This window comes from Paraburkholderia lycopersici (assembly GCF_900096975.1).
In the GTDB taxonomy this organism is placed as follows: Bacteria; Pseudomonadota; Gammaproteobacteria; order Burkholderiales; family Burkholderiaceae; genus Paraburkholderia; species Paraburkholderia lycopersici.
Genome location: NZ_FMYQ01000007.1, coordinates 173,629 through 191,788, shown reverse-complemented (window position 1 = coordinate 191,788; position 18,160 = coordinate 173,629). Strand labels below are relative to the sequence as shown.

Sequence of the window (18,160 nt, the reverse complement as noted above, 5' to 3'; positions counted from 1 at the left end):
CCCGGCCGGACAATCATGGATTACCGCAATCTCGAGAAACGCAAGAGCATGCACGCGCGCATCGTGCAGGAGCTCGGCATGCAGATCGTCGGCGGCGCGCTCGCGCCCGGGCAGCGCCTCCCCGCCGAACCCACGCTATGCGAGTCCTATGGCGTGAGCCGCCCCGTGCTGCGCGAGGCCACGCGCGTACTCGTCGCGAAGGGGCTCGTGGTTTCGAAGCCGCGCGTGGGCAGCGTGGTGCGACCGCGCGAAGACTGGCACATGCTCGATCCCGACGTGCTGTACTGGACCGTCAACAGCATTCCGGAAGGCGAATTCTTCCGCTCGCTCATGACAGTGCGGCAGATCATCGAGCCCGCCGCCGCCGCGCTGGCCGCCATCTCGGCAACCGACGAGGATCGCGCGCGCATCGCCGCGGCCTACGCGCACATGGAGCAGGCGCAAACCGCGGCTGACCTGCTCACGCCCGACCTGGAATTCCACCGCGCGATCATGGCGGCCACGCACAACGATATGCTCGCCTATATCGGCAATATGCTTTCGCTCGCGCTTTCCGAATCGATCAAGCTCACGAGCCGCCATCCGAATACGCATGCGCTTTCGTTGCCGCGCCACAAGGCGATACTCACGGCGATCGAGCATGGCGACGCGCTGGCGGCACGGCAGGCGAGCGTCGTGCAGCTCGACAACGCGCGAGCCGACGCGAATTCGATTCTGGGTGGCGCGGCGCTCGAAACGTAGCGCCGACCATGCGAGATCGTCGTCGAAAGACGTGAGCGCGTGAGCGGCGCGCCCGAATCCCGTCGTGCCGAATCCCGTCGTGCCTTAGAGCGCGGGGTCGAGCGGCGTGATCTTGACGAGCATGAGCGTGTACTCTTCCGCTGCGATCTGGCGGAATTTCATTTTCACCACGGCTTCGCGCTGGTCGCCATTGTCATTGGGAAAGAGGCGCGCCGCCGCGTTCGTGACGATGAGGTTCTTCTCGTCGGCTTGCGGCACGGCGCCGGGAGGCAACGCGACGGGCGGCGCCCCCTCGCCGTCCATCGCCTGCACGAGCAGATAGATGGGCACGACGTCGCCCAGGCCGATGGGTAGCAGTTGCGCCGCGCCGTCCCCGAAATGTCTGCGCACGATGGCCTGCGACCCCAGCCGCAAGGTGAAGCGAAACGGAAAGCCCGTGCGGATGGAAAGCGTGACGGGGTCCGCCGCCGCCACTTGTTCGATCGAGTCGATGCCTTCGACCTGCAGCGTTTGCGAAACGGACTTCGTCACGCCGCTCAAGTTCAGCAACTGATCGGGCTCATCCTTCTTCGCCTCGAATGTCGAGAAGTTTTTTGCCGCCACGCGCCGCACCTGCTTCACGATCTCGCCCAGCGGCAACGTCGCGATGACGAACGTCAGTACCGTCGCCCCTTTGCCGGCTTCGTCGATCGCGCCCGCAACGAGGGCAAACGGAATCGCGAGCAAGAGCCGCAGCGAATACCAGTAGATGTCCGAAACGTTGAGTGCGCGGCGCCTCACGGCCAGCACCGAATCACTCGCGACAAAGAAAAACGCGCCGGCAAACGACGCCAGAATGCCGGGCACGCTCAGGCCGAAAATGCACGTGGCTGCGGGTTTGCCGCAGGAGGCGCACATATACACCCAACCCACGATCGCGGACGCCGCGTAGACCATTACGACAAGAATGCAGAATGGCGGCACGAAAGCCGCGAGGCCATATTGCTGGTGATAGATATGCGAGAACAGCCGGTCGCACAACTCGAAGCTCCTGTCGGCCTGGTTGCGCCAGTCCGCAGGGGCGCCTTGTGGCGGCGCGGAAAACGCGTTCGGCGCAGCCTGGCTTTCTGGCGGCGCTGCCGTGCCGGCTTGCCGCGACGGGACGTCCGCGACCGGCTGCGAGCCGTTTAGCGCATCAATGAGCCACTTCGACCAGAAGCGTTGCAGATACGCCGACAGCGCCTCGCACTTGAGACTGTTCTCGAACTCCCGGTATCGCACATACCAGCCAAGCGTGAGGAACGCGATGAACGGCGCCGACACGAGCGCCGTGGTCAGAGCCGCCAGCAGGAAGATGGGCAGGGGCCAAACGCGAATCTGGCCTGGCATGTTCACGGCAAGCAACGAGAGACCGCCGCCCGCAATATTCACGACTACGACGACGAGCACCAGCAAATACAGTCGCTGCTGTGCCACCCAATGCGATTCCGCGCGCAGGCGCTCGGCCCATTCGCGATTCATTTCCTCCTTCGTTTTTTCGATCATGGAGTCTCCTCGTAGACAGCAGGATTGCTAATTATTCACTTCAGCATGATCTCTGGATCAAATGCCTTCTCTTATCGTGAGAAAGCGCTCGCTCACGTTTGTCCACGTCGTCTGGCCGTCGATGCTGTCGGTAAACGCAGGGTTGATGTCGATGATTCCGGCCGCAGAGCGCGTGCCGTTTCAGGAGACTTTGCAGAAAACGCTACACCGCCCGCGCGCGCATGGAATGTGCGCCAGCGAACATAGATGGCGTGCGCTCGCGGACTTTATGCAAGCCGAATCATGGCGGCATTGCACCATTGCACGAGCGAGCATGCATGCTCGCAAACTTCGGCGGGCGGACAGGCGCGCCGGCCCGTCAAAAGCGGTCGCACGCGAGTCGCGCGTGGGCGCGTGCGAAAAATACTTTCAGTCAGTGGCCGAAGGCCTCGACTTCGACGTGCCTGCCGAGCAGGAACGCGTCGGCCACGAGACGCAGGGGGCGCACGTCCACGTCGTCGGCGCCATGGGCGATGAGCCAGTGAAAACGCTCATAGAGCGCCGGATATTCGCGCTCGGCCTCGAGCGCGACCGACTCGCCCGCGATCGCAAGGCGCTTGCCGCCTTCCGCAATCGAAAGCAGGCCGTCCGCCGTTTCCACGTCGATTTCCCATTGCTCGACAGGACCATGGCGCCAGTCGAATCCGGCGTGCACGGGCACGCCGTCGGTGTCGATGCAATCGAGTTCGGCCGCGATCGGCGTCGAGCAATCGCGCGGCACGTGCAGCGTCGCGCCGCGCAGCAGGACTTCGCGCGGCAGGATGCGCGTGACGATGGAGAGTGCGTTGATGCCCGGATCGAATACGCCAAGGCCACCCGGCTCCCAGATCCACCGCTGCCCCGGATGCCAGCGGCGCACGTCTTCCTTCCAGCGCACGTGCACGGCGCGAATGGTGCGTTCGGCGAGCCACGCGCGCGCCGGTTCAACGGCGCTCGCACAACGCGAATGCCACGTGGCGAACAGCGTGCGCCCGCGCTTTTGCGCAAGTTCGCGCAACGCCTCGACTTCGCTCACGCTCGCACCGGGCGGCTTTTCGAGCATCACGTGCTTGCCCGCTTCGAGCGCGGCGCGCGCCTGGGCGTAGCGCACCTGCGGCGGCGCGCAAAGCGAAACGGCGTCGAGCCCGGACTCGGCGGCCAGCAGCGCACCGACATCCCTGTAATTGCGCACGTTCTCGACCTGCGTGTTGCGGCTCGCGCTCGCCACGAGCTCGAAGCCGGGATTGCCCGCGATAGCGGGCAGATGCTGGTCACGCGCAATCTTGCCGACGCCGACAATGCCTAACGTATAGGACGCTTTCATGACGTTTCTCCTCCCTTCGTATCAAAGCGATTTTTTATTCCGGATGACGAACGATCTACTTGCCCCAGCGCAGCACGAGCGGATCGAGGCGGCGTGCAATGGCGACCAGTTCGGCGCGCGTCTCGGGATGCATCGCCGGCAGCGGGTGGCGCGGCAATTCGCAATCGATCACGCCCCCCTCTTTCATGAGCGACTTGCAGGCGAGCAGACCCGCCTGGCGGTTCTCGTGGTTGATGAGCGGGAGCCACTGCTGGTAGAGCGCGAACGCGTCGTCGACGCGGCCTTCGCGGTGGGCGTCGATGATGGGGCGAATGCCGTCCGGAAAGCCGCCGCCCGTCATCGAGCCGGTTGCGCCCGCGTTCAGGTCCGCGAGCAGCGTAACGCCTTCTTCGCCGTCCCAGGGCCCTTCGGCCGCGGCGCCTGCCAGTTCGATCAGCTCGCGCAGCTTGTTCGCCGCGCCGGGCGTTTCGATCTTGAAGTATGAAACCTGCCCGATTTCCCGCGCCATGCGCGCGAGGAACGCGGCGGTCAAGACGGTGCCGCTCGCGGGGGCGTCCTGGACCATGACCGGAATGCCGATCGCGTCGGACACGCGCGCGTAGAACGCATAAATCTGCTGCTCGGGCACGCGGAAGGTCGCGCCGTGATACGGCGGCATCAGCATCACCATCGCCGCGCCCTGCTCCTGCGCGCGCTTGCTGCGCGCGGTCGCCACGGCCGTGCCGTAATGCGTGGTCGTCACGATCACGGGCACGCGGCCCGCCACGTGTTCGAGCACGGTGCGCGTGATGATCTCGCGCTCGTCGTCGGAGAGCGAGAACTGCTCCGAGAAGTTGGCGAGGATGCACAGGCCGTCCGAGCCCGCGTCGATCATGAAGTCGACCGCGCGCTTCTGGCTTGCGAGGTCCAGTTCGCCGGTTTCGGTGAACGTGGTGGGCACGACTGGAAAAATGCCCCGATAGCGGGGCGTCCGGCTCGTAGTCATATCTTCAGTCCTGCTTCAGAAAAGGAGATGAGGCCGTGCCTTCGATCCACTCGCAAGCCTGCCGCCGCGAATAGTTACTGCGCCGCGCAACGCGCAGCCAACGGTGGAATCGCTCATGCCGTCCGGGCTGGATTGCCGACATTGCGCCCGTCTCGCGGAGCGAAGGGCTGGGCCCAGTCTAGAGCGAAGTTCAATAACCTTCCAATGAAAAAACAGCCGCTTCGGATATCCAGTCCGGCATTGCAATCAATACCTGAGACTATTTGGGAAATCACGCAGAAAGACGCTCGACACCAGCCCCGGACACTTGCGCGCGCGGCGGAAACTGCAACGGCGAACAAGGCGCGCGATAATCACCCGCTGAAACACGCCCCAGAGGATCGAACCATGCCCGACAGCCCTGCCGCTGCTCCTGACAGCACCGCCGTTCGCGTCGCCCTGTGGCGCGCGCTGCACGTCCAGGTCGACGACCCGCCTCATGTGCTCGCGGACGAAACCGGCCTGCAAATCGCCGCGCCCGACGCGAACTGGCGCGAGCGGCCCGACATGCACCCCGAAGGCACGCGTGGCTACCGCGCGTCGATTGTGGGCCGGGCACGCTTTGTCGAAGACCTCGTGGCCGAACAGGCGGCAAACGGCCTCGCGCAGCAGTACGTGATTCTCGGCGCGGGACTCGACACGTTCGCCCAGCGCCGCCCCGAAATCGCCTCGCGCCTGAACGTATACGAAGTCGACAGGCCGGGCCCGCAGGCATGGAAGCAACGGCGGCTCATGGAGCTTGGCTTTCGCGAGGAGGCCAGGCTGCGCTTCGTACCCGTCGATTTCGAAGCCGGAGAAGCGTGGTGGGACCGGCTCGCCGCAGCCGGATTCGATCGTACGAGCCCCGCGGTGATCGCTTCGACGGGCGTCTCCATGTATCTCACGCGCGACGCGAACCTCGCCACGCTGCGGCAGATCGCGCAGCTCGCTCCGGGCTCGACGCTCGTCATGACTTTCCTCCTGCCGCTCGATCTCATCGACGAGCCCGAGCGCTCGCAGCACGCGGCCGTCTATGAGCGCGCGCGGGCCGCGGGTACGCCTTTCGTGAGCTTCTTCGCACCCGACGAGATGGTTGCGCTCGCACGCGTCGCGGGACTGCGCGACGCGCGCCATGTTTCGACCGCCGATCTCACGGCACGTTATTTCGCAGACCGTAGCGATAGCTTGCGGCCCGCGAGCGGAGAATCGATTCTGGTCGCGACGGTATGAGCAAAACCGCTGCGCCATCCGCTATAGTCCCCTCTCGACTTCCCGGCCGCCAACGCTTCCGATGCAAACCGCCCTGCTCACCCCACGCCCCATCGAGACCCTGGAACTCCCCGCCGACCTCGACGGCCACGACGGGACGAACCGCGCACCCGGACGCACGCAGATCGCGGCCGCGCACGACCTCGACGCCGTGCGCGCGTGGCTCGCGCGCGTCGCCGATTCGAAGTCCACCTTCGAGAACTACCGCAAGGAAGCCGAGCGCCTGATGCTCTGGGCGATTGTTCAGCCCGGCAAGCCGCTCTCGTCGCTGACACACGAAGACCTGCTCGCCTATCAACGCTTCCTCGCCGACCCGCAACCGGCCAGCCGCTGGGTGGCCGGCGGCGGACGCAAGCACGCGCGCGGCGACCCGCGCTGGCGTCCGTTCTACGGGCCGCTTTCGCCAACGAGCCAGCGCCAGGCCATGGTGATTCTCAACGCGCTCTTTTCCTGGCTCGTGAGCGCCGGCTATCTCGCGGGCAACCCGCTTTCACTCTCGCGCCAGCGCACGCGCCGCGCCCAGCCGCGCATCACGCGCTACCTGGCGCGCGAACTCTGGGACGAGGTGAAAGCCTGGGTCGAAAGCCTGCCGCGCGAAAGCGTGCGCGAGCGCGAGCACCATGCCCGCGCGCGCTGGCTCCTCACGCTGCTCTACCTGGGGGGCCTGCGCATTTCGGAAGTCGGCACGAATACGATGGGCGACTTCTTCAGCCGGCGCGACGCGGCCGGCAAGGAACGCTGGTGGCTCGATGTGCTGGGCAAGGGCGAGCGCCGCCGTCTCGTGCCCGCGACTGCCGAACTGATGGAAGAACTCATGCGCTATCGGCGCGAGCGCGGCCTGCCCGCGTTGCCGTCGGCCCATGAGCGGGCACCGCTCGTATTCCCGATTGGGCAGTCGACGAAACCGCTCACGCGTGCGGCGCTTCATGCGATCGTGAAGGGCATATTCGCAGGCGCGGCCGGGCGGGTGCGCCAACGCGGCGCCGAAGCCGGCATAGCCGGCGAAGCAGGCGGCGACTACGAGGCGCGCGCGGCGCAACTCGAACGCGCGTCGGCGCACTGGCTGCGCCACAGCGCGGGCTCGCACATGGCCGACGGCAATCTCGACCTGCGTCTCGTGCGCGACAATCTCGGCCATGCATCGCTTGCCACGACGAGCCTCTACCTGCATAGCGACGACGACCGCCGTCACCGCGAAACCGAGGAACGTCATCGCATGGACTGGTAACGCGCGCGGCGCTGCCCCACGCGCCGCAACGCCGCGAAGACCGGGGTTTTCACGCACTCAACCCGGGCGCCGGCGGGGCCGATAAATCACTCATGGAGCAGGACAGCCGGTCCAAAACGACTTGCGGACCGCTCGGCCAGGCCCCATACCCCTGTCCCGGATTGTCAGGGACCACGCAGAGTCGAAATTGGGCGCCGGGAGTCCGCTCCCGGCGCATTTTTCTTCCGACGTGACGTACGCCCCGCGAACCGCCCCCCCCGAAAACGAGGCGGAAGCCGGCATACGCCGCTTCCGCCAGAATACTTCGTCATGCTGACAAGCCGCCGCACTCAGCTCATGTGCAGGCCGCCGTTGAGCGAGAAGTCGGCGCCCGTGGAGAACCCGGCTTCGTCGGACGCGAGCCACGCCACGATCGAAGCGATTTCGTGCGGCTCGCCAAGACGCCGTACCGGAATGCTGTCGATGATTTTCGAGAGCACTTCGGGCTTCACCGCCTTCACCATGTCCGTGCCGATATAGCCCGGCGAGACGGTATTGACCGTCACGCCCTTGGTCGCCACTTCCTGTGCGAGCGCCATCGTGAAGCCGTGAATGCCGGCCTTGGCCGTGGAGTAATTCGTCTGACCGAACTGGCCCTTCTGCCCGTTCACCGACGAAATGTTGATCACGCGCCCGAAGCCGCGCTCGATCATGCCGTCGATCACCTGCTTCGTGACGTTGAAGAGGCTCGTGAGATTGGTGTCGATGACGGCGGTCCAGTCTTCGTGCGTCATCTTGCGGAAGACGACATCGCGCGTGATGCCGGCGTTGTTGACCAGCACGTCGATCTCGCCGACGTCCTTCTTCACCCTTTCGAACGCCGCGGCCGTGGAGTCCCAGTCGGCCACGTTGCCTTCGGAGGCGACGAAGTCGTAGCCGAGCGCCTTCTGCTCGTCGAGCCAGCGAGCCTTGCGTTGCGAGTTCGGGCCGCAGCCCGCGATCACCGTAAGGCCGTCCTTGTGCAGACGCTGGCAGATGGCGGTACCGATGCCGCCCATGCCGCCGGTCACGTAGGCGATGCGCTTTGCCATAGATCCTCCTTTGCTTTAGGGGGGTAAGTGAGTTGAGGAAGACTCTGGAGGATGGAGTCAGTTTGACGACCGCCAACCAGCCGGGCGATGGGGATATACCCGTAGAGCGAGTGAGCAGCGTATCAACGTAGTTTGAGGGACACAAGCCTGTCAGGTCCGCCAGCGTGCATGACCACACATTTACCTGGCATGCCTCAATAAATGCCTTATGCATGAAATGTGTTTTGCATCGAACCGCCGCACATGCGAAAGCGGCCCGGCGAATCGCCGGGCCGCGCGGCAAGCGCCTTGTGACGATGTCAAAGGGCGGCGCCGAACGCCTCGGGCAAGCCTGTCAGGCCGTCGAGCCGCCCCACCGCTTCGAGGAGCGAGCGGCCGGCAGTCGTGAGCGAAAGCCGGCGATGGCCTTCCGTCCACTGCTCGAGCGCAACCAGCTGACGCTCCAGCAGCGTGTCCAGCTCCTGGCGGTTCATGTCGATCTGGTCCGGCGAGTGGCGGACCAGCATCAGCGTGGCGAATTCATGCGGGCTCAGCATCGTTGTCTCCCAGTAACTCAAATGCCGCAACCAGGGGCACAGGGCCGCATATCATCACCGTTCGGTGTGACACGAGCATGACTGTCACAACTTTGCTCCGGCCCGATATTGATCCTGCATGTCGGGCGCGGCCTCCCGCTTTTCCGCCTGCGGCATGTGAGCCGGCACGAGCGCCGCGCCGCATTCCTCCACGAGATTGCGCAGCGAGGTCGGAAACAGCGTGCCGGGGTCGTCGGCAATGCCCGCGCCGTCGTCGCGCTGCACCGCGCCGATGCCCACCACGATGGTCGCGTCGGGCGCGCGCTCGCGCAGCCGCCGCACGAGGTTGCGCAGATACGGCGCCGACTCGGGCGCGTCGAGCGACACCACGCAGATGGCCGGCGAGCGCTGCCCGTCCACCATGGCCGCGCGCGTGGCGCGCACCTGCTCGTAGGTCGTCGCCGTGCACGGAATATCGTGGCGCATGAGCAACTGGCCGACAATGGCCGCCGCCACGTCATCGAACGCGCCGCGTCCCGGTACGCAAAGCACCTCGCCCGCGTCCGGCGAGAGCGTGAACTCGACCACTTTCGCGCCTTCGTCGGCTCGCTCGGCGGCTTTGGTCGCGCTGTCGTCGCCGGCTGCCGCGTGGCGCGAATCGTCTACGGATTCGAGGTCTTCGACGATGTCGAGCAGCGCCTGGTTGATGCGCGCGACCTGCTCGGCCGGCAGCACGCCGCGCAGGGCGTCGTTGCGCGCGAAGCGCAGGCCCTCGAACACCACCTGCTCGTAGTAGTCGATGAGCGGCATGGTCGTGAGCAGCCGGTCGGCCTGAAGCAGCGCCTCGTGGGGGTCGTCGGCGAGCAGGCGCTGGTAGCAGGTTTGCGCGGGCGTGAGCGCGGGCTGGTCGCCGAGCAGGATCGTGAGGAAGTTCAGGCGGTCCACGTAGCGGCCCAGCGTGACGATGCACAGCGTGAGCGGCGTGGAGAGCACGAGCCCGACCGGCCCCCACAGCCAGCTCCAGAAAATCGCCGCCACCACCACGGCGAGCGGCGAGAGCCCCGAGCGCCGCCCGTACAGCATCGGCTCGGCGAACTGCCCCGCCACCACGTCCACGACGATGAAGAAGATCAGCGTCGAGACGGCCATGGTCCATTGCGGCTGCGTCGCCGCCGCGATGATCGTGGCCATGATCGCAGCGATCCAGATGCCGATGTAGGGCACGAAACGCATGAGCGCCGCCACCGCGCCGAAGAGCAGCGCCCCCGGCACGCCGATGCCCGCCAGCCCCAGCGCGATCACCGCGCCCACCGTCACGTTCACGCCCAGTTGCGCGACGAAGTAGCGCGAAAGCCGCTGCGAAGCGTCGTTGATGGCGGTTGTGGTGCGGTGCAGGTCGTCGGAGCCGAACACGCTGATGAGCCGATCGCGCAGGTCCTCACGCTGGAACAGGATGAAGATCGTCACCACGAGCACGATGAAGCCCGTTTCGAGCGGCGCCACCACCGGCGCAAGCGCCCTTTGCGCGAGCTGCAGCGGCGTGGGCGCGGGCGTGTGGACCTCGACCGGCGTGGGCTGCTGCGGCTGGTTGCGCGCCGCGCGACCGCGCGGCTGCAACGGCGCGGGCGGCGGCGTGGGCGTCACGCGCTGCAACGCCGTGGCGGCGCGCGACATCAGCGAGTCGGCGCGGCCCACGGTCTTTTGCTGCACCGTTTGCACTTTCTGCTCGATTTCTTCCTGGTACTGCGGCAGCGAGGCGGAAAGCTGGTAGATCTGCGCGGCGATCAGCGCGCCCACGCCGGCCAGCGCGAGCACGGTGGAGAGCACCGCGACGAGAATGGCAAGGAACTGCGGCACATGAAAGCGCCGCAGCGCGGTCACGAGCGGCGCGAGCAGAAAGCTCAGCAGCACCGAGAGCGTGATGGGAATCAGCACCGCGCGCCCGAAGTACAGGCCGCACACCACGACCACGCCGGTGATGACGGAGGCGAGGCTGTGCAGCGTGGGCGGGCTCGGCGGAAACACCCGGTTGCGTCGGCCCTGCGGCGGCAGCGGGAAATTCATGTCGGATCGGATCGGCGAAAAATGAAATGGGTGACAAGGACCGCGACGGCTCGGGCAAGCGCGCAACCCATCCACATGCACGAGGCACGCCTGGAAATGGTACTGCGTGTGTCCCCCCGCGCGCGCCAGGCAGGGACGCGCTTCCCGAATTGCCGCAGGTGCCGCGCCAGCCGGGCTTCGACCGCCGCGCAGCGCCGCCGCGCGTATTACTGCGACTGCGACTGCGGCTGAGCCTTGCCGGACACGAGCTCCTGATTGCGCGCGGAGAGGAACTGGATGAGCCCGTCCACGCCGCCTTGCTGGATTTTCTCGCTGAACTGCTGGCGGTAAGTCTGGATCAGCCACGCGCCCAGCACGTTCAGATCGTAGAGCCGCCAGCCCTGCGGCGTCTTGTAGAGGCGATAGTCGATTTCCACGGGGTTGCCGCTGGTCTGCGCGAGCGTGCGCACCACGACGTCGGTGTCGCCGGGCGAGTTGCGCATGGGCGGGTAGTCGATCTTCTGATCGGGCTTCAGTTGCGCGATGGCGCCCGAGTAGAGATGGATCAGCAGCAGCTGGAACTGCTGTTCGACCTGCGTTTGCTGCTCGGGCGTGGCCGTGCGCCAGTGCGGCCCCATGGCGAGCCGCGTGGTGCGGCGGAAATCGACGTACGGAAGGATGTCGCGATTGACGATGTCCTGAATGCGCGCGATATCGTCGGGGGCAACGGACTTCGTGCGCACTTCGTCGAGCACCTGCTGCGTGGCCGTCTTGATGAGCGCCTGCGGGTCCGACTGGTCCACCTGCCCAGCCTGGGCAAGCGCCGCGGTGGCGGGCAGGAACGACAGGCACCACGCGAGGAGCGCGGTCATGCGGAATAACCTGGTCATCGATATCTCTGAAAATGGCGAACGGGGCGGGTGCGGCGGCTCGCAAGGGGCGGCCGGCCGCACGCCAGCGCTCAGTCTAGCGGGTCGGGCGTGCCCAGGTCAGGTAGCGAACGACCGGCTGCGCCGGCCGCGCGCCGGAAACTCCCGGCTTTCGCACTCAACTGCGAGGGAGGCCAGCGCGGCCATCGGACTCCGCGAGAAACGCCTCCAGCCCGAAAAGCCATGCGATGCAGAAGATCAGGCGCGCAGGCAGCGCCGGCATCGGGTCGTCCCCGTCGCCGTCCCCTTCGTCCAGTGCGCCCTCGCCCGAGGCGAGCGCGCCCCCCAGCGAAACGGGCGCGGGTAGCGTCGATTGCTGCCGAGAAACGGATTCGGGCTCCATGGCGACGGTGCTCCCCGGTTCTTGACCGGGTTGTTGCCCGGGTTGTCATCAGGCGAATCGAACAAGCAAGGCCCGTACCAGTCGCGAGACGACTGCCGGCGCGCCTTTCTTGCCGAGGCGGCGTCCCGGACGCGTGCCAGGACGTGTAAAAACTACAAGCACGTCACGGCAAAGCGGAAAGCGCTCGCGACACCGCCCCGGCGGTAGTTGCAGGAGCAACCGGGCACGAAAAACGCGTGCAGCAACGCGCCCGCTCGTTCGCGCGCCGTTAATGCGCGCGTAACCGCTTCAATCGAGCTTCAATCGACACGATGGTGTAACGTGCAGCGGTTCATCCCGGTAACGAGGCACGACCCATCGCTCAGGAGATCGCATGAACACACCGGAACAGGCCCGCATCGCGGACATTCTCGGCCAGCATCGCGACACGCTTCTCGCCGAATGGCTGCGCCTGCATCTGCCGATCGCGCTACGCCGCGGCCTCGCGATGGAAGGAGAAATCCGCGAGCAATTTTCCGCATTCCTCAATATCTTCCTCGACACGCTGCCGAAAGCCCAATCCTTCGATTCGTCCCGCCCCGAATGGGAGCCGGTGCGCGCGTTTCTTGCGGAGATGTCGGCGCACCGCGCCCGCCAGGGCTACACGCCGGTCGAAACGGCCACCTTCCTGTTCTCGTTCAAGGAGCCGCTCTATGCGCGACTGCGCGAAGCGCTTTCGCAAAACCCCACCGAGCTCGCCGAGGTGAGCTGGCAGGTGAACGTGCTGCTCGACGGCTTCGGCCTCTACACCACCGACGTCTTCCAGAAAAGCCGCGAAGCGATCATCGCGCGCCAGCAGGAAGAGCTGCTGGAACTTTCCACGCCAGTCGTGCAGTTGTGGGACGGCATTCTCGCGCTGCCGCTCATCGGCACGCTCGACTCCTCGCGCACCCAGGTCGTGATGGAGAGCCTGCTGCAGAAGATCGTCGACACGGGTGCGAGCCTCGCGATCATCGACATCACGGGCGTGCCGACCGTCGACACGCTCGTCGCGCAGCATCTGCTCAAGACCGTGGCCGCCGCGCGCCTGATGGGCGCGGACTGCATCATCAGCGGCATCCGTCCGCAGATCGCGCAGACCATCGTGCACCTGGGCGTCGATCTCACGAACGTCACGACCAGGTCCACGCTCGCCGACGCCTTCGTCATCGCGCTGCAGCGCATCGGCTCGACGATCATCGCCCCGAAGGCCGCGGCCTGAAGGCCATCGACGCACCGGAAACGCACACGATGGAACGCATACCGATTCTGCGCCTCGGCGACTGCCTGATCGTCGCGATCCAGGTGGACATGCACGACCGGCTCGCGATCGCGCTGCAGGACGATCTCACCGAACGCATCGTCAAGGACTCGGCCAAGGGCGTGCTCATCGACATCTCCGCGCTCGACGTGGTCGATTCGTTCATCGGCCGCATGATCGGCAACACGGCCGCGATGGCGATGGTGCTCGACGCGCAAACCGTGGTGGTTGGCATGCAGCCGTCGGTTGCGATCACGCTGGTCGAACTCGGCCTCACGCTTTCTGGCGTACGCACCGCCCTCGACGTCGAAAAAGGCATGGCGCTGCTCAAGCAGCGCCAGCGCCGTTAGCTAGCACGTCTCTTGCATTCGATCATGAATAGCAACGACACGACCGGAAGGCTCGCGGCGCAAGCCAGCCTGCGCTCGGACGAGGAAATCGTCCGGCTGCGGCAGCTCGTGCGCGACGCCGCCATCGCACAGGGCTTCTCGCTCATCGAGCAGACCAAGTTCGTGACGGCGGCAAGCGAGCTCGCGCGCAACACGCTGCAGCACGGCGGCGGCGGCGATGCACGGCTGGAAGTGCTGGAAAGCGGCGTGCGCGTCGGCCTGCGGCTCTCGTTCGTCGACGAGGGGCCGGGCATCGCCGACATCGAGCGCGCGCTGCGCGACGGCTTCACGAGCGGCAACGGTCTTGGCCTCGGGCTCGGCGGCTCGCGGCGGCTGTGCGACGAATTCACGATCGAATCGACTCCGGGCGGCGGCACGACCGTCACCATCACGAAATGGAAAGTACGCTAGACGATGCGGCCGGTTCGGCCGGCGGCACCCACCGCGCCTTCGAGATCGGCGACGCAAGCGGCGTTGCCTACGCGCGCCGCGCCGCGGCCGACGCCGCGCGCATCGCCGCGCTCAACGAAACCGACGCCGGGCGTCTCGCGATCGTGCTGACCGAGGCGGCCACCAATATCCTCAAGCATGCCGGGCATGGCGAGCTGCTCGTGCGCCCGCTTGCCGGCGCGGTCGAACTGCTCGCGCTCGACCGCGGCCCCGGCATGACCGACGTGAGCGCCGCGCTCACCGACGGTCACTCCACGGCCGGCACGCCGGGCACGGGCCTCGGCGCGATCCGGCGGCTCTCGAACCAGTTCGCCATCTACTCGCAGCCCGGCGCGGGCAGCGTGCTGCGCGCGCTCGTGCGCAAAAGCGGCGTCAATGCGCCGCGCGCCGCGCTCGACAGCCCCGAGATCGGCGCGGTGTGCGTGCCCTACCCCGGCGAAGACGTCTGCGGCGACGGCTGGCTCGCCCTGGCCGACCCGGGCGGCTTCACGTTCGCGCTCGCCGACGGCCTCGGTCACGGCGCCGAAGCCCACGTGGCCGCCGTGGCCGCGCTCGACGTCCTGCGCGGGCGCACCGGCCTTGCGCCCGCGGCGCTCATGGAACTCACGCACGCGGCGCTGCGCCCCACGCGCGGCGCCGCGCTCGCGCTCGCGCGCCTCGATCTCGCGCGCGGCACGCTCGCGTTCTGCGGCACCGGCAACGTTTCGGCCGTCGCATACGGCATGGGGCGCCCCGCCGACAGCCGCGCGCGAGGTCTCCCCTCGCTCCGCCCAGGAAGCCAACCTGCAGGTCACGCCGCTCGCCCTGCCTCCGCGCACGAGGGCTGCCAGCTGGTTTCGCGCAACGGCATCGTCGGCCACACGATGCGCGGCACCCAGGAGGTCGAGCTCGCGTGGAGCGAGAATGCGGTCCTCGTCCTGCACTCCGACGGCATCGGCACGCGCTGGGACCTCGCTGCCTGGCCCGGCCTCGCCAACCAGCCCGCCGCCGTGATCGCGGCCGTCCTCTACCGGGACTTCACGCGCCGGCGCGACGACGCCACCGTCGTCGTCGTTCGCGGCCGCCCCGGAGTACAGTCGAACCATGAACACGCCCCTGCTGCGCATCCGGCTTGAATCCGCCCAGGACGTCGCCGCCGCGCGCCGCCGGGCGCGCGAGCTCGCAGCCGGACTCGGCTTCTCGCCGCTCGACCAGACGCGCATTGCCAGCGCCGTCTCCGAAATCGCCCGCAATGCGTTCGAGTACGCGGGCGGCGGCGGCGTGACGTTCGCGCTCGACGGCGAGCGGCCGCGCCAGGCGCTCGCCATCGAAGTGAGCGATCGCGGCCCCGGCGTGCGCGACCTCGCCGCCGTGCTGGACGGCACGTATCGCTCGCCGGGCGGCATGGGTCTCGGCATCGCGGGCAGCCGCCGCCTCATGGACTGCTTCGACATCCGCTCCGCGGCCGGCGAGGGCACGACCGTCCGCATGGCGCGCGTCTTGCCGGGCGAGCGCGCGCGGGTGCAGGGCGCGGATATCGAGCGCATCGTGCGGGAACTGTCCCGGCGCGGCGCGCAACACGATTCGCTGGAAGAACTGCGGCAGCAGAACCGCGAGCTGCTCGCCGCACTCGACGAACTGCGCGAGCGCCAGGACGAACTCGCGCGCCTCACGCAGGAACTGGAGGCGACCAATCGCGGCGTCGTGGCGCTCTACGCCGAGCTCGACGAGCGTGCCGAGGAACTGCGCCGCGCGGACATGATGAAAACGCGCTTCCTCTCGAACATGAGCCACGAACTGCGCACGCCGCTCAGCTCGATCCGCGCGCTCGCGAACCTGCTGCTCAACCGGCTCGACGGCGACCTGAGCGTGGAGCAGGAGCGCCAGGTCCGGCTGATTCTTTCGTCTGCGCAAACGCTGGGCGAGACCGTGAACGACCTGCTCGATCTCGCGAAGATCGAGGCGGGCAAGACGGAGGTCGTGCCGGCGTGGTTCGATTCCGCCGACCTGTTCGCCGCGCTGCGCACGATGCTCACGCCGCTGCTCGATACGCCGCACGTCACGCTCGAATTCGCGTCCACGGCGCGCCTGCCGCGCCTTTACACCGACGAGCCCAAGCTCACGCAGATCCTGCGCAACTTCGTCTCGAACGCGCTCAAGTACACCGAGCGCGGCCAGATCCGCGTGGGCGCGCAGTGCGACGCCCGCGGCGATCGCATCACCTTCTTCGTCGCGGACACGGGCATCGGAATTGCGCCCGAACACCACCAGATCATTTTCGAGGAGTTCGGCCAGGTGCAGAACCGCCTCCAGCAGCGCGTGAAGGGCACAGGCCTCGGCCTGCCGCTGTGCCGCAAGCTCGCGGCGCTGCTGGGCGGCGAGGTGGGCGTCGAAAGCGAACTGGGCGTGGGCTCGACGTTTCGCCTGAACGTGCCGGTGCGCCTCGCGTCGTCCGTCGAGGACGAACGCGAGACGTCGGGGGACGCGACCCCATGAACGCGCACGCCACGCTCATTCTCAACGTCGACGACAACGAAGGCGCGCGCTACGTGAAGTCGCGCGTGCTGCGCCACGCGGGCTACGCCGTGATCGAGGCCGCGACGGGCCAGGCCGCGCTCGAGGCCGTGCGCGAAGAAGCGCCCGCGATCGTGCTGCTCGACGTGAAGCTGCCCGACATTAGCGGCATCGAGGTATGCCGCCTCATCAAGGCCGATCCCGAAACGAACGCCACGCTCGTGCTGCAGACCTCGGCCGCCGCGGTCCAGACGCGCGACAAGATCCTCGCGCTCGAAGGCGGCGCCGACAGCTACCTCACCGAGCCCGTCGAGCCCGCCGAACTGGTCGCGAACGTGCGTGCGCTCCTGCGCCTTTACACCGCCGAAAAAGCGCTGCGCGACGCCGACCGCCGCAAGGACCGCTTTCTCGCCACGCTCGCGCACGAACTGCGCAACCCGCTCGCGCCGATTCGCAACGCCATCGAGCTGCTCGACCCGCGCCACGGCGCAAACGACGCCATGCGCGCCGACGCGCGGCTCATCGCGAGCCGCCAGGTCGAGCATCTCGGCCGTCTCGTCGACGACCTGCTCGACGTTTCGCGCATCTCGCACGGCAAAATCACGCTGCAGATGGGCACGCTCGACCTGCGCGAGATCGTCGCGATCGCCGTGGAAACGAGCCGCCCCTTTCTCGACGCGAAAGCGCAAAAGCTCACGGTCGAGATCGACTGCGAGCCGTGCCACGCAACCGGCGACGCGATACGCGTGGCGCAGATCATCAGCAACCTGCTTTCCAACGCCGCGAAATATACCGTCGAAGGCGGCGAGATCACGCTGCGGCTCGAATCGGACGCATTCGACGTGCTGATCCGCGTGCGCGACAACGGCATCGGCATTGCGTCCGACGAACTGCCCTACGTATTCGATCTCTTCATGCAGTCGCGCGAGGCGCTCAGGCGCGCCGACGGCGGCCTCGGCATCGGCCTCGCGCTCGTGCGCGAGCTCGCGGAGCTGCACGGCGGCTCGGCGAGCGCGCATTCGGACGGGCTCGGGCGCGGCTCGGAGTTCGTCGTGCGCCTGCCGCTCGCGCAGGCGCCGCCGTGCGAAACGCCGCGCGCGCAGGCGCGCGGCAGCGGCGAACACGCGGCGCGGCAGCGCCGCCGCGTGCTGGTCGCGGACGACAACGTCGACTCCGCTGCGTCGCTGGTCATGCTGCTCGAACTCGAAGGCCACGACGTGCGCATGGCCCACGACGGCCCCAGCGCGCTCGCGATCGCGCGGAGCTTCCAGCCGCACGTGGCGATTCTCGACATCGGCCTGCCCGGCATGGACGGCCATGCGGTGGCGAAGGCGCTGCGCGCCGAGCCCGCCACCGCGCACGTGCAGCTCATCGCGCTCACGGGCTACGGCCAGGAGCGCGACCGCCAGGCCGCCAGCGAGGCGGGCTTCGACCGGCACCTCGTCAAGCCCGCGCCGTTCGACGAGATCCTGCGGGAAATCGGGAGCGCGCCGCTTTAGCCGAGGTTGGGTTAATCTGTGCGGTCCATTTCCGGAGGAGAAC

17 protein-coding genes are annotated in these 18,160 nt (G+C 67.3%); 9 read left to right on the top strand and 8 right to left on the bottom strand.

The window, feature by feature from the left end; genetic code table 11:
* Nucleotides 1-15 precede the first annotated feature (15 nt).
* Entirely contained in the window at nucleotides 16-741 is a 726-nt protein-coding gene (locus BLU17_RS10615) for a FadR/GntR family transcriptional regulator (RefSeq protein ID WP_091996684.1), read from the top strand.
* A gap of 84 nt (nucleotides 742-825) precedes the next feature.
* Here the strand turns inward: BLU17_RS10615 and BLU17_RS10610 are convergent, their stop codons facing one another.
* From BLU17_RS10610 to BLU17_RS10600, 3 genes are all read right to left on the bottom strand, one after another.
* Complete coding sequence (locus BLU17_RS10610) at nucleotides 826-2,265, bottom strand: hypothetical protein (RefSeq protein ID WP_245746795.1); 1,440 nt, start codon at nucleotides 2,263-2,265, stop codon at nucleotides 826-828.
* A gap of 412 nt (nucleotides 2,266-2,677) precedes the next feature.
* Nucleotides 2,678-3,607 carry a Gfo/Idh/MocA family protein gene (locus BLU17_RS10605; protein WP_091996683.1) on the bottom strand — a complete coding sequence of 310 codons (930 nt, stop codon included), beginning with the start codon at nucleotides 3,605-3,607 and terminating at the stop codon, nucleotides 2,678-2,680.
* Between the two features lie 55 nt (nucleotides 3,608-3,662).
* A complete protein-coding gene (locus tag BLU17_RS10600) occupies nucleotides 3,663-4,592 on the bottom strand; it encodes a dihydrodipicolinate synthase family protein (protein ID WP_091996682.1) in 930 nt (309 codons plus the stop codon).
* A gap of 387 nt (nucleotides 4,593-4,979) precedes the next feature.
* Between BLU17_RS10600 and BLU17_RS10595 the strand changes: the two genes are divergently transcribed.
* Together BLU17_RS10595 and BLU17_RS10590 are read left to right on the top strand one after the other, a co-directional pair.
* Nucleotides 4,980-5,840 carry a class I SAM-dependent methyltransferase gene (locus BLU17_RS10595; RefSeq protein WP_091996681.1) on the top strand — a complete coding sequence of 287 codons (861 nt, stop codon included), beginning with the start codon at nucleotides 4,980-4,982 and terminating at the stop codon, nucleotides 5,838-5,840.
* Between the two features lie 61 nt (nucleotides 5,841-5,901).
* Complete coding sequence (locus tag BLU17_RS10590; RefSeq protein WP_091996680.1) at nucleotides 5,902-7,107, top strand: tyrosine-type recombinase/integrase; 1,206 nt, start codon at nucleotides 5,902-5,904, stop codon at nucleotides 7,105-7,107.
* 329 nt (nucleotides 7,108-7,436) lie between these two features.
* Here BLU17_RS10590 and BLU17_RS10585 read toward each other — a convergent pair whose 3' ends face one another.
* The 5 genes from BLU17_RS10585 to BLU17_RS10565 form a co-directional block, all read right to left on the bottom strand.
* Nucleotides 7,437-8,177 carry a 3-ketoacyl-ACP reductase gene (locus BLU17_RS10585; protein WP_091996679.1) on the bottom strand — a complete coding sequence of 247 codons (741 nt, stop codon included), beginning with the start codon at nucleotides 8,175-8,177 and terminating at the stop codon, nucleotides 7,437-7,439.
* A 299-nt stretch (nucleotides 8,178-8,476) separates the two neighbouring features.
* On the bottom strand, nucleotides 8,477-8,713 hold the full coding sequence (locus BLU17_RS10580) for a hypothetical protein (RefSeq protein ID WP_091996678.1): 237 nt from the start codon (nucleotides 8,711-8,713) through the stop codon (nucleotides 8,477-8,479).
* 84 nt (nucleotides 8,714-8,797) lie between these two features.
* Complete coding sequence (locus tag BLU17_RS10575) at nucleotides 8,798-10,756, bottom strand: AI-2E family transporter (protein ID WP_091996677.1); 1,959 nt, start codon at nucleotides 10,754-10,756, stop codon at nucleotides 8,798-8,800.
* 206 nt (nucleotides 10,757-10,962) lie between these two features.
* Nucleotides 10,963-11,625 (bottom strand): MlaC/ttg2D family ABC transporter substrate-binding protein, encoded by a 663-nt coding sequence (locus BLU17_RS10570; RefSeq protein ID WP_091996676.1) that lies wholly within the window; start codon nucleotides 11,623-11,625, stop codon nucleotides 10,963-10,965.
* A 157-nt stretch (nucleotides 11,626-11,782) separates the two neighbouring features.
* Complete coding sequence (locus BLU17_RS10565) at nucleotides 11,783-12,007, bottom strand: hypothetical protein (RefSeq protein ID WP_091996675.1); 225 nt, start codon at nucleotides 12,005-12,007, stop codon at nucleotides 11,783-11,785.
* Nucleotides 12,008-12,380: 373 nt separating this feature from the next.
* Here BLU17_RS10565 and BLU17_RS10560 point away from each other — a divergent pair, with 373 nt between their 5' ends.
* Genes BLU17_RS10560 through BLU17_RS10535 form a run of 6 tightly spaced genes read left to right on the top strand, consistent with a single transcriptional unit; the run spans nucleotide 12,381 to nucleotide 18,117 of the window.
* Complete coding sequence (locus BLU17_RS10560) at nucleotides 12,381-13,247, top strand: STAS domain-containing protein (RefSeq protein WP_091996674.1); 867 nt, start codon at nucleotides 12,381-12,383, stop codon at nucleotides 13,245-13,247.
* 29 nt (nucleotides 13,248-13,276) lie between these two features.
* On the top strand, nucleotides 13,277-13,636 hold the full coding sequence (locus BLU17_RS10555) for an STAS domain-containing protein (RefSeq protein ID WP_091996673.1): 360 nt from the start codon (nucleotides 13,277-13,279) through the stop codon (nucleotides 13,634-13,636).
* Nucleotides 13,637-13,660: 24 nt separating this feature from the next.
* Nucleotides 13,661-14,086 (top strand): ATP-binding protein, encoded by a 426-nt coding sequence (locus BLU17_RS10550; RefSeq protein WP_091996672.1) that lies wholly within the window; start codon nucleotides 13,661-13,663, stop codon nucleotides 14,084-14,086.
* Nucleotides 14,071-15,240, top strand: a complete 1,170-nt coding sequence (locus BLU17_RS10545; protein WP_091996671.1) for an ATP-binding protein — start codon at nucleotides 14,071-14,073, stop codon at nucleotides 15,238-15,240. The genes BLU17_RS10550 and BLU17_RS10545 overlap by 16 nt, the downstream gene beginning before the upstream one ends.
* Complete coding sequence (locus BLU17_RS10540; protein WP_091996670.1) at nucleotides 15,209-16,600, top strand: sensor histidine kinase; 1,392 nt, start codon at nucleotides 15,209-15,211, stop codon at nucleotides 16,598-16,600. The genes BLU17_RS10545 and BLU17_RS10540 overlap by 32 nt, the downstream gene beginning before the upstream one ends.
* Nucleotides 16,597-18,117, top strand: coding sequence for an ATP-binding response regulator (locus BLU17_RS10535; protein WP_091996669.1), 1,521 nt, complete (start codon nucleotides 16,597-16,599; stop codon nucleotides 18,115-18,117). The genes BLU17_RS10540 and BLU17_RS10535 overlap by 4 nt, the downstream gene beginning before the upstream one ends.
* Nucleotides 18,118-18,160 lie beyond the last annotated feature (43 nt).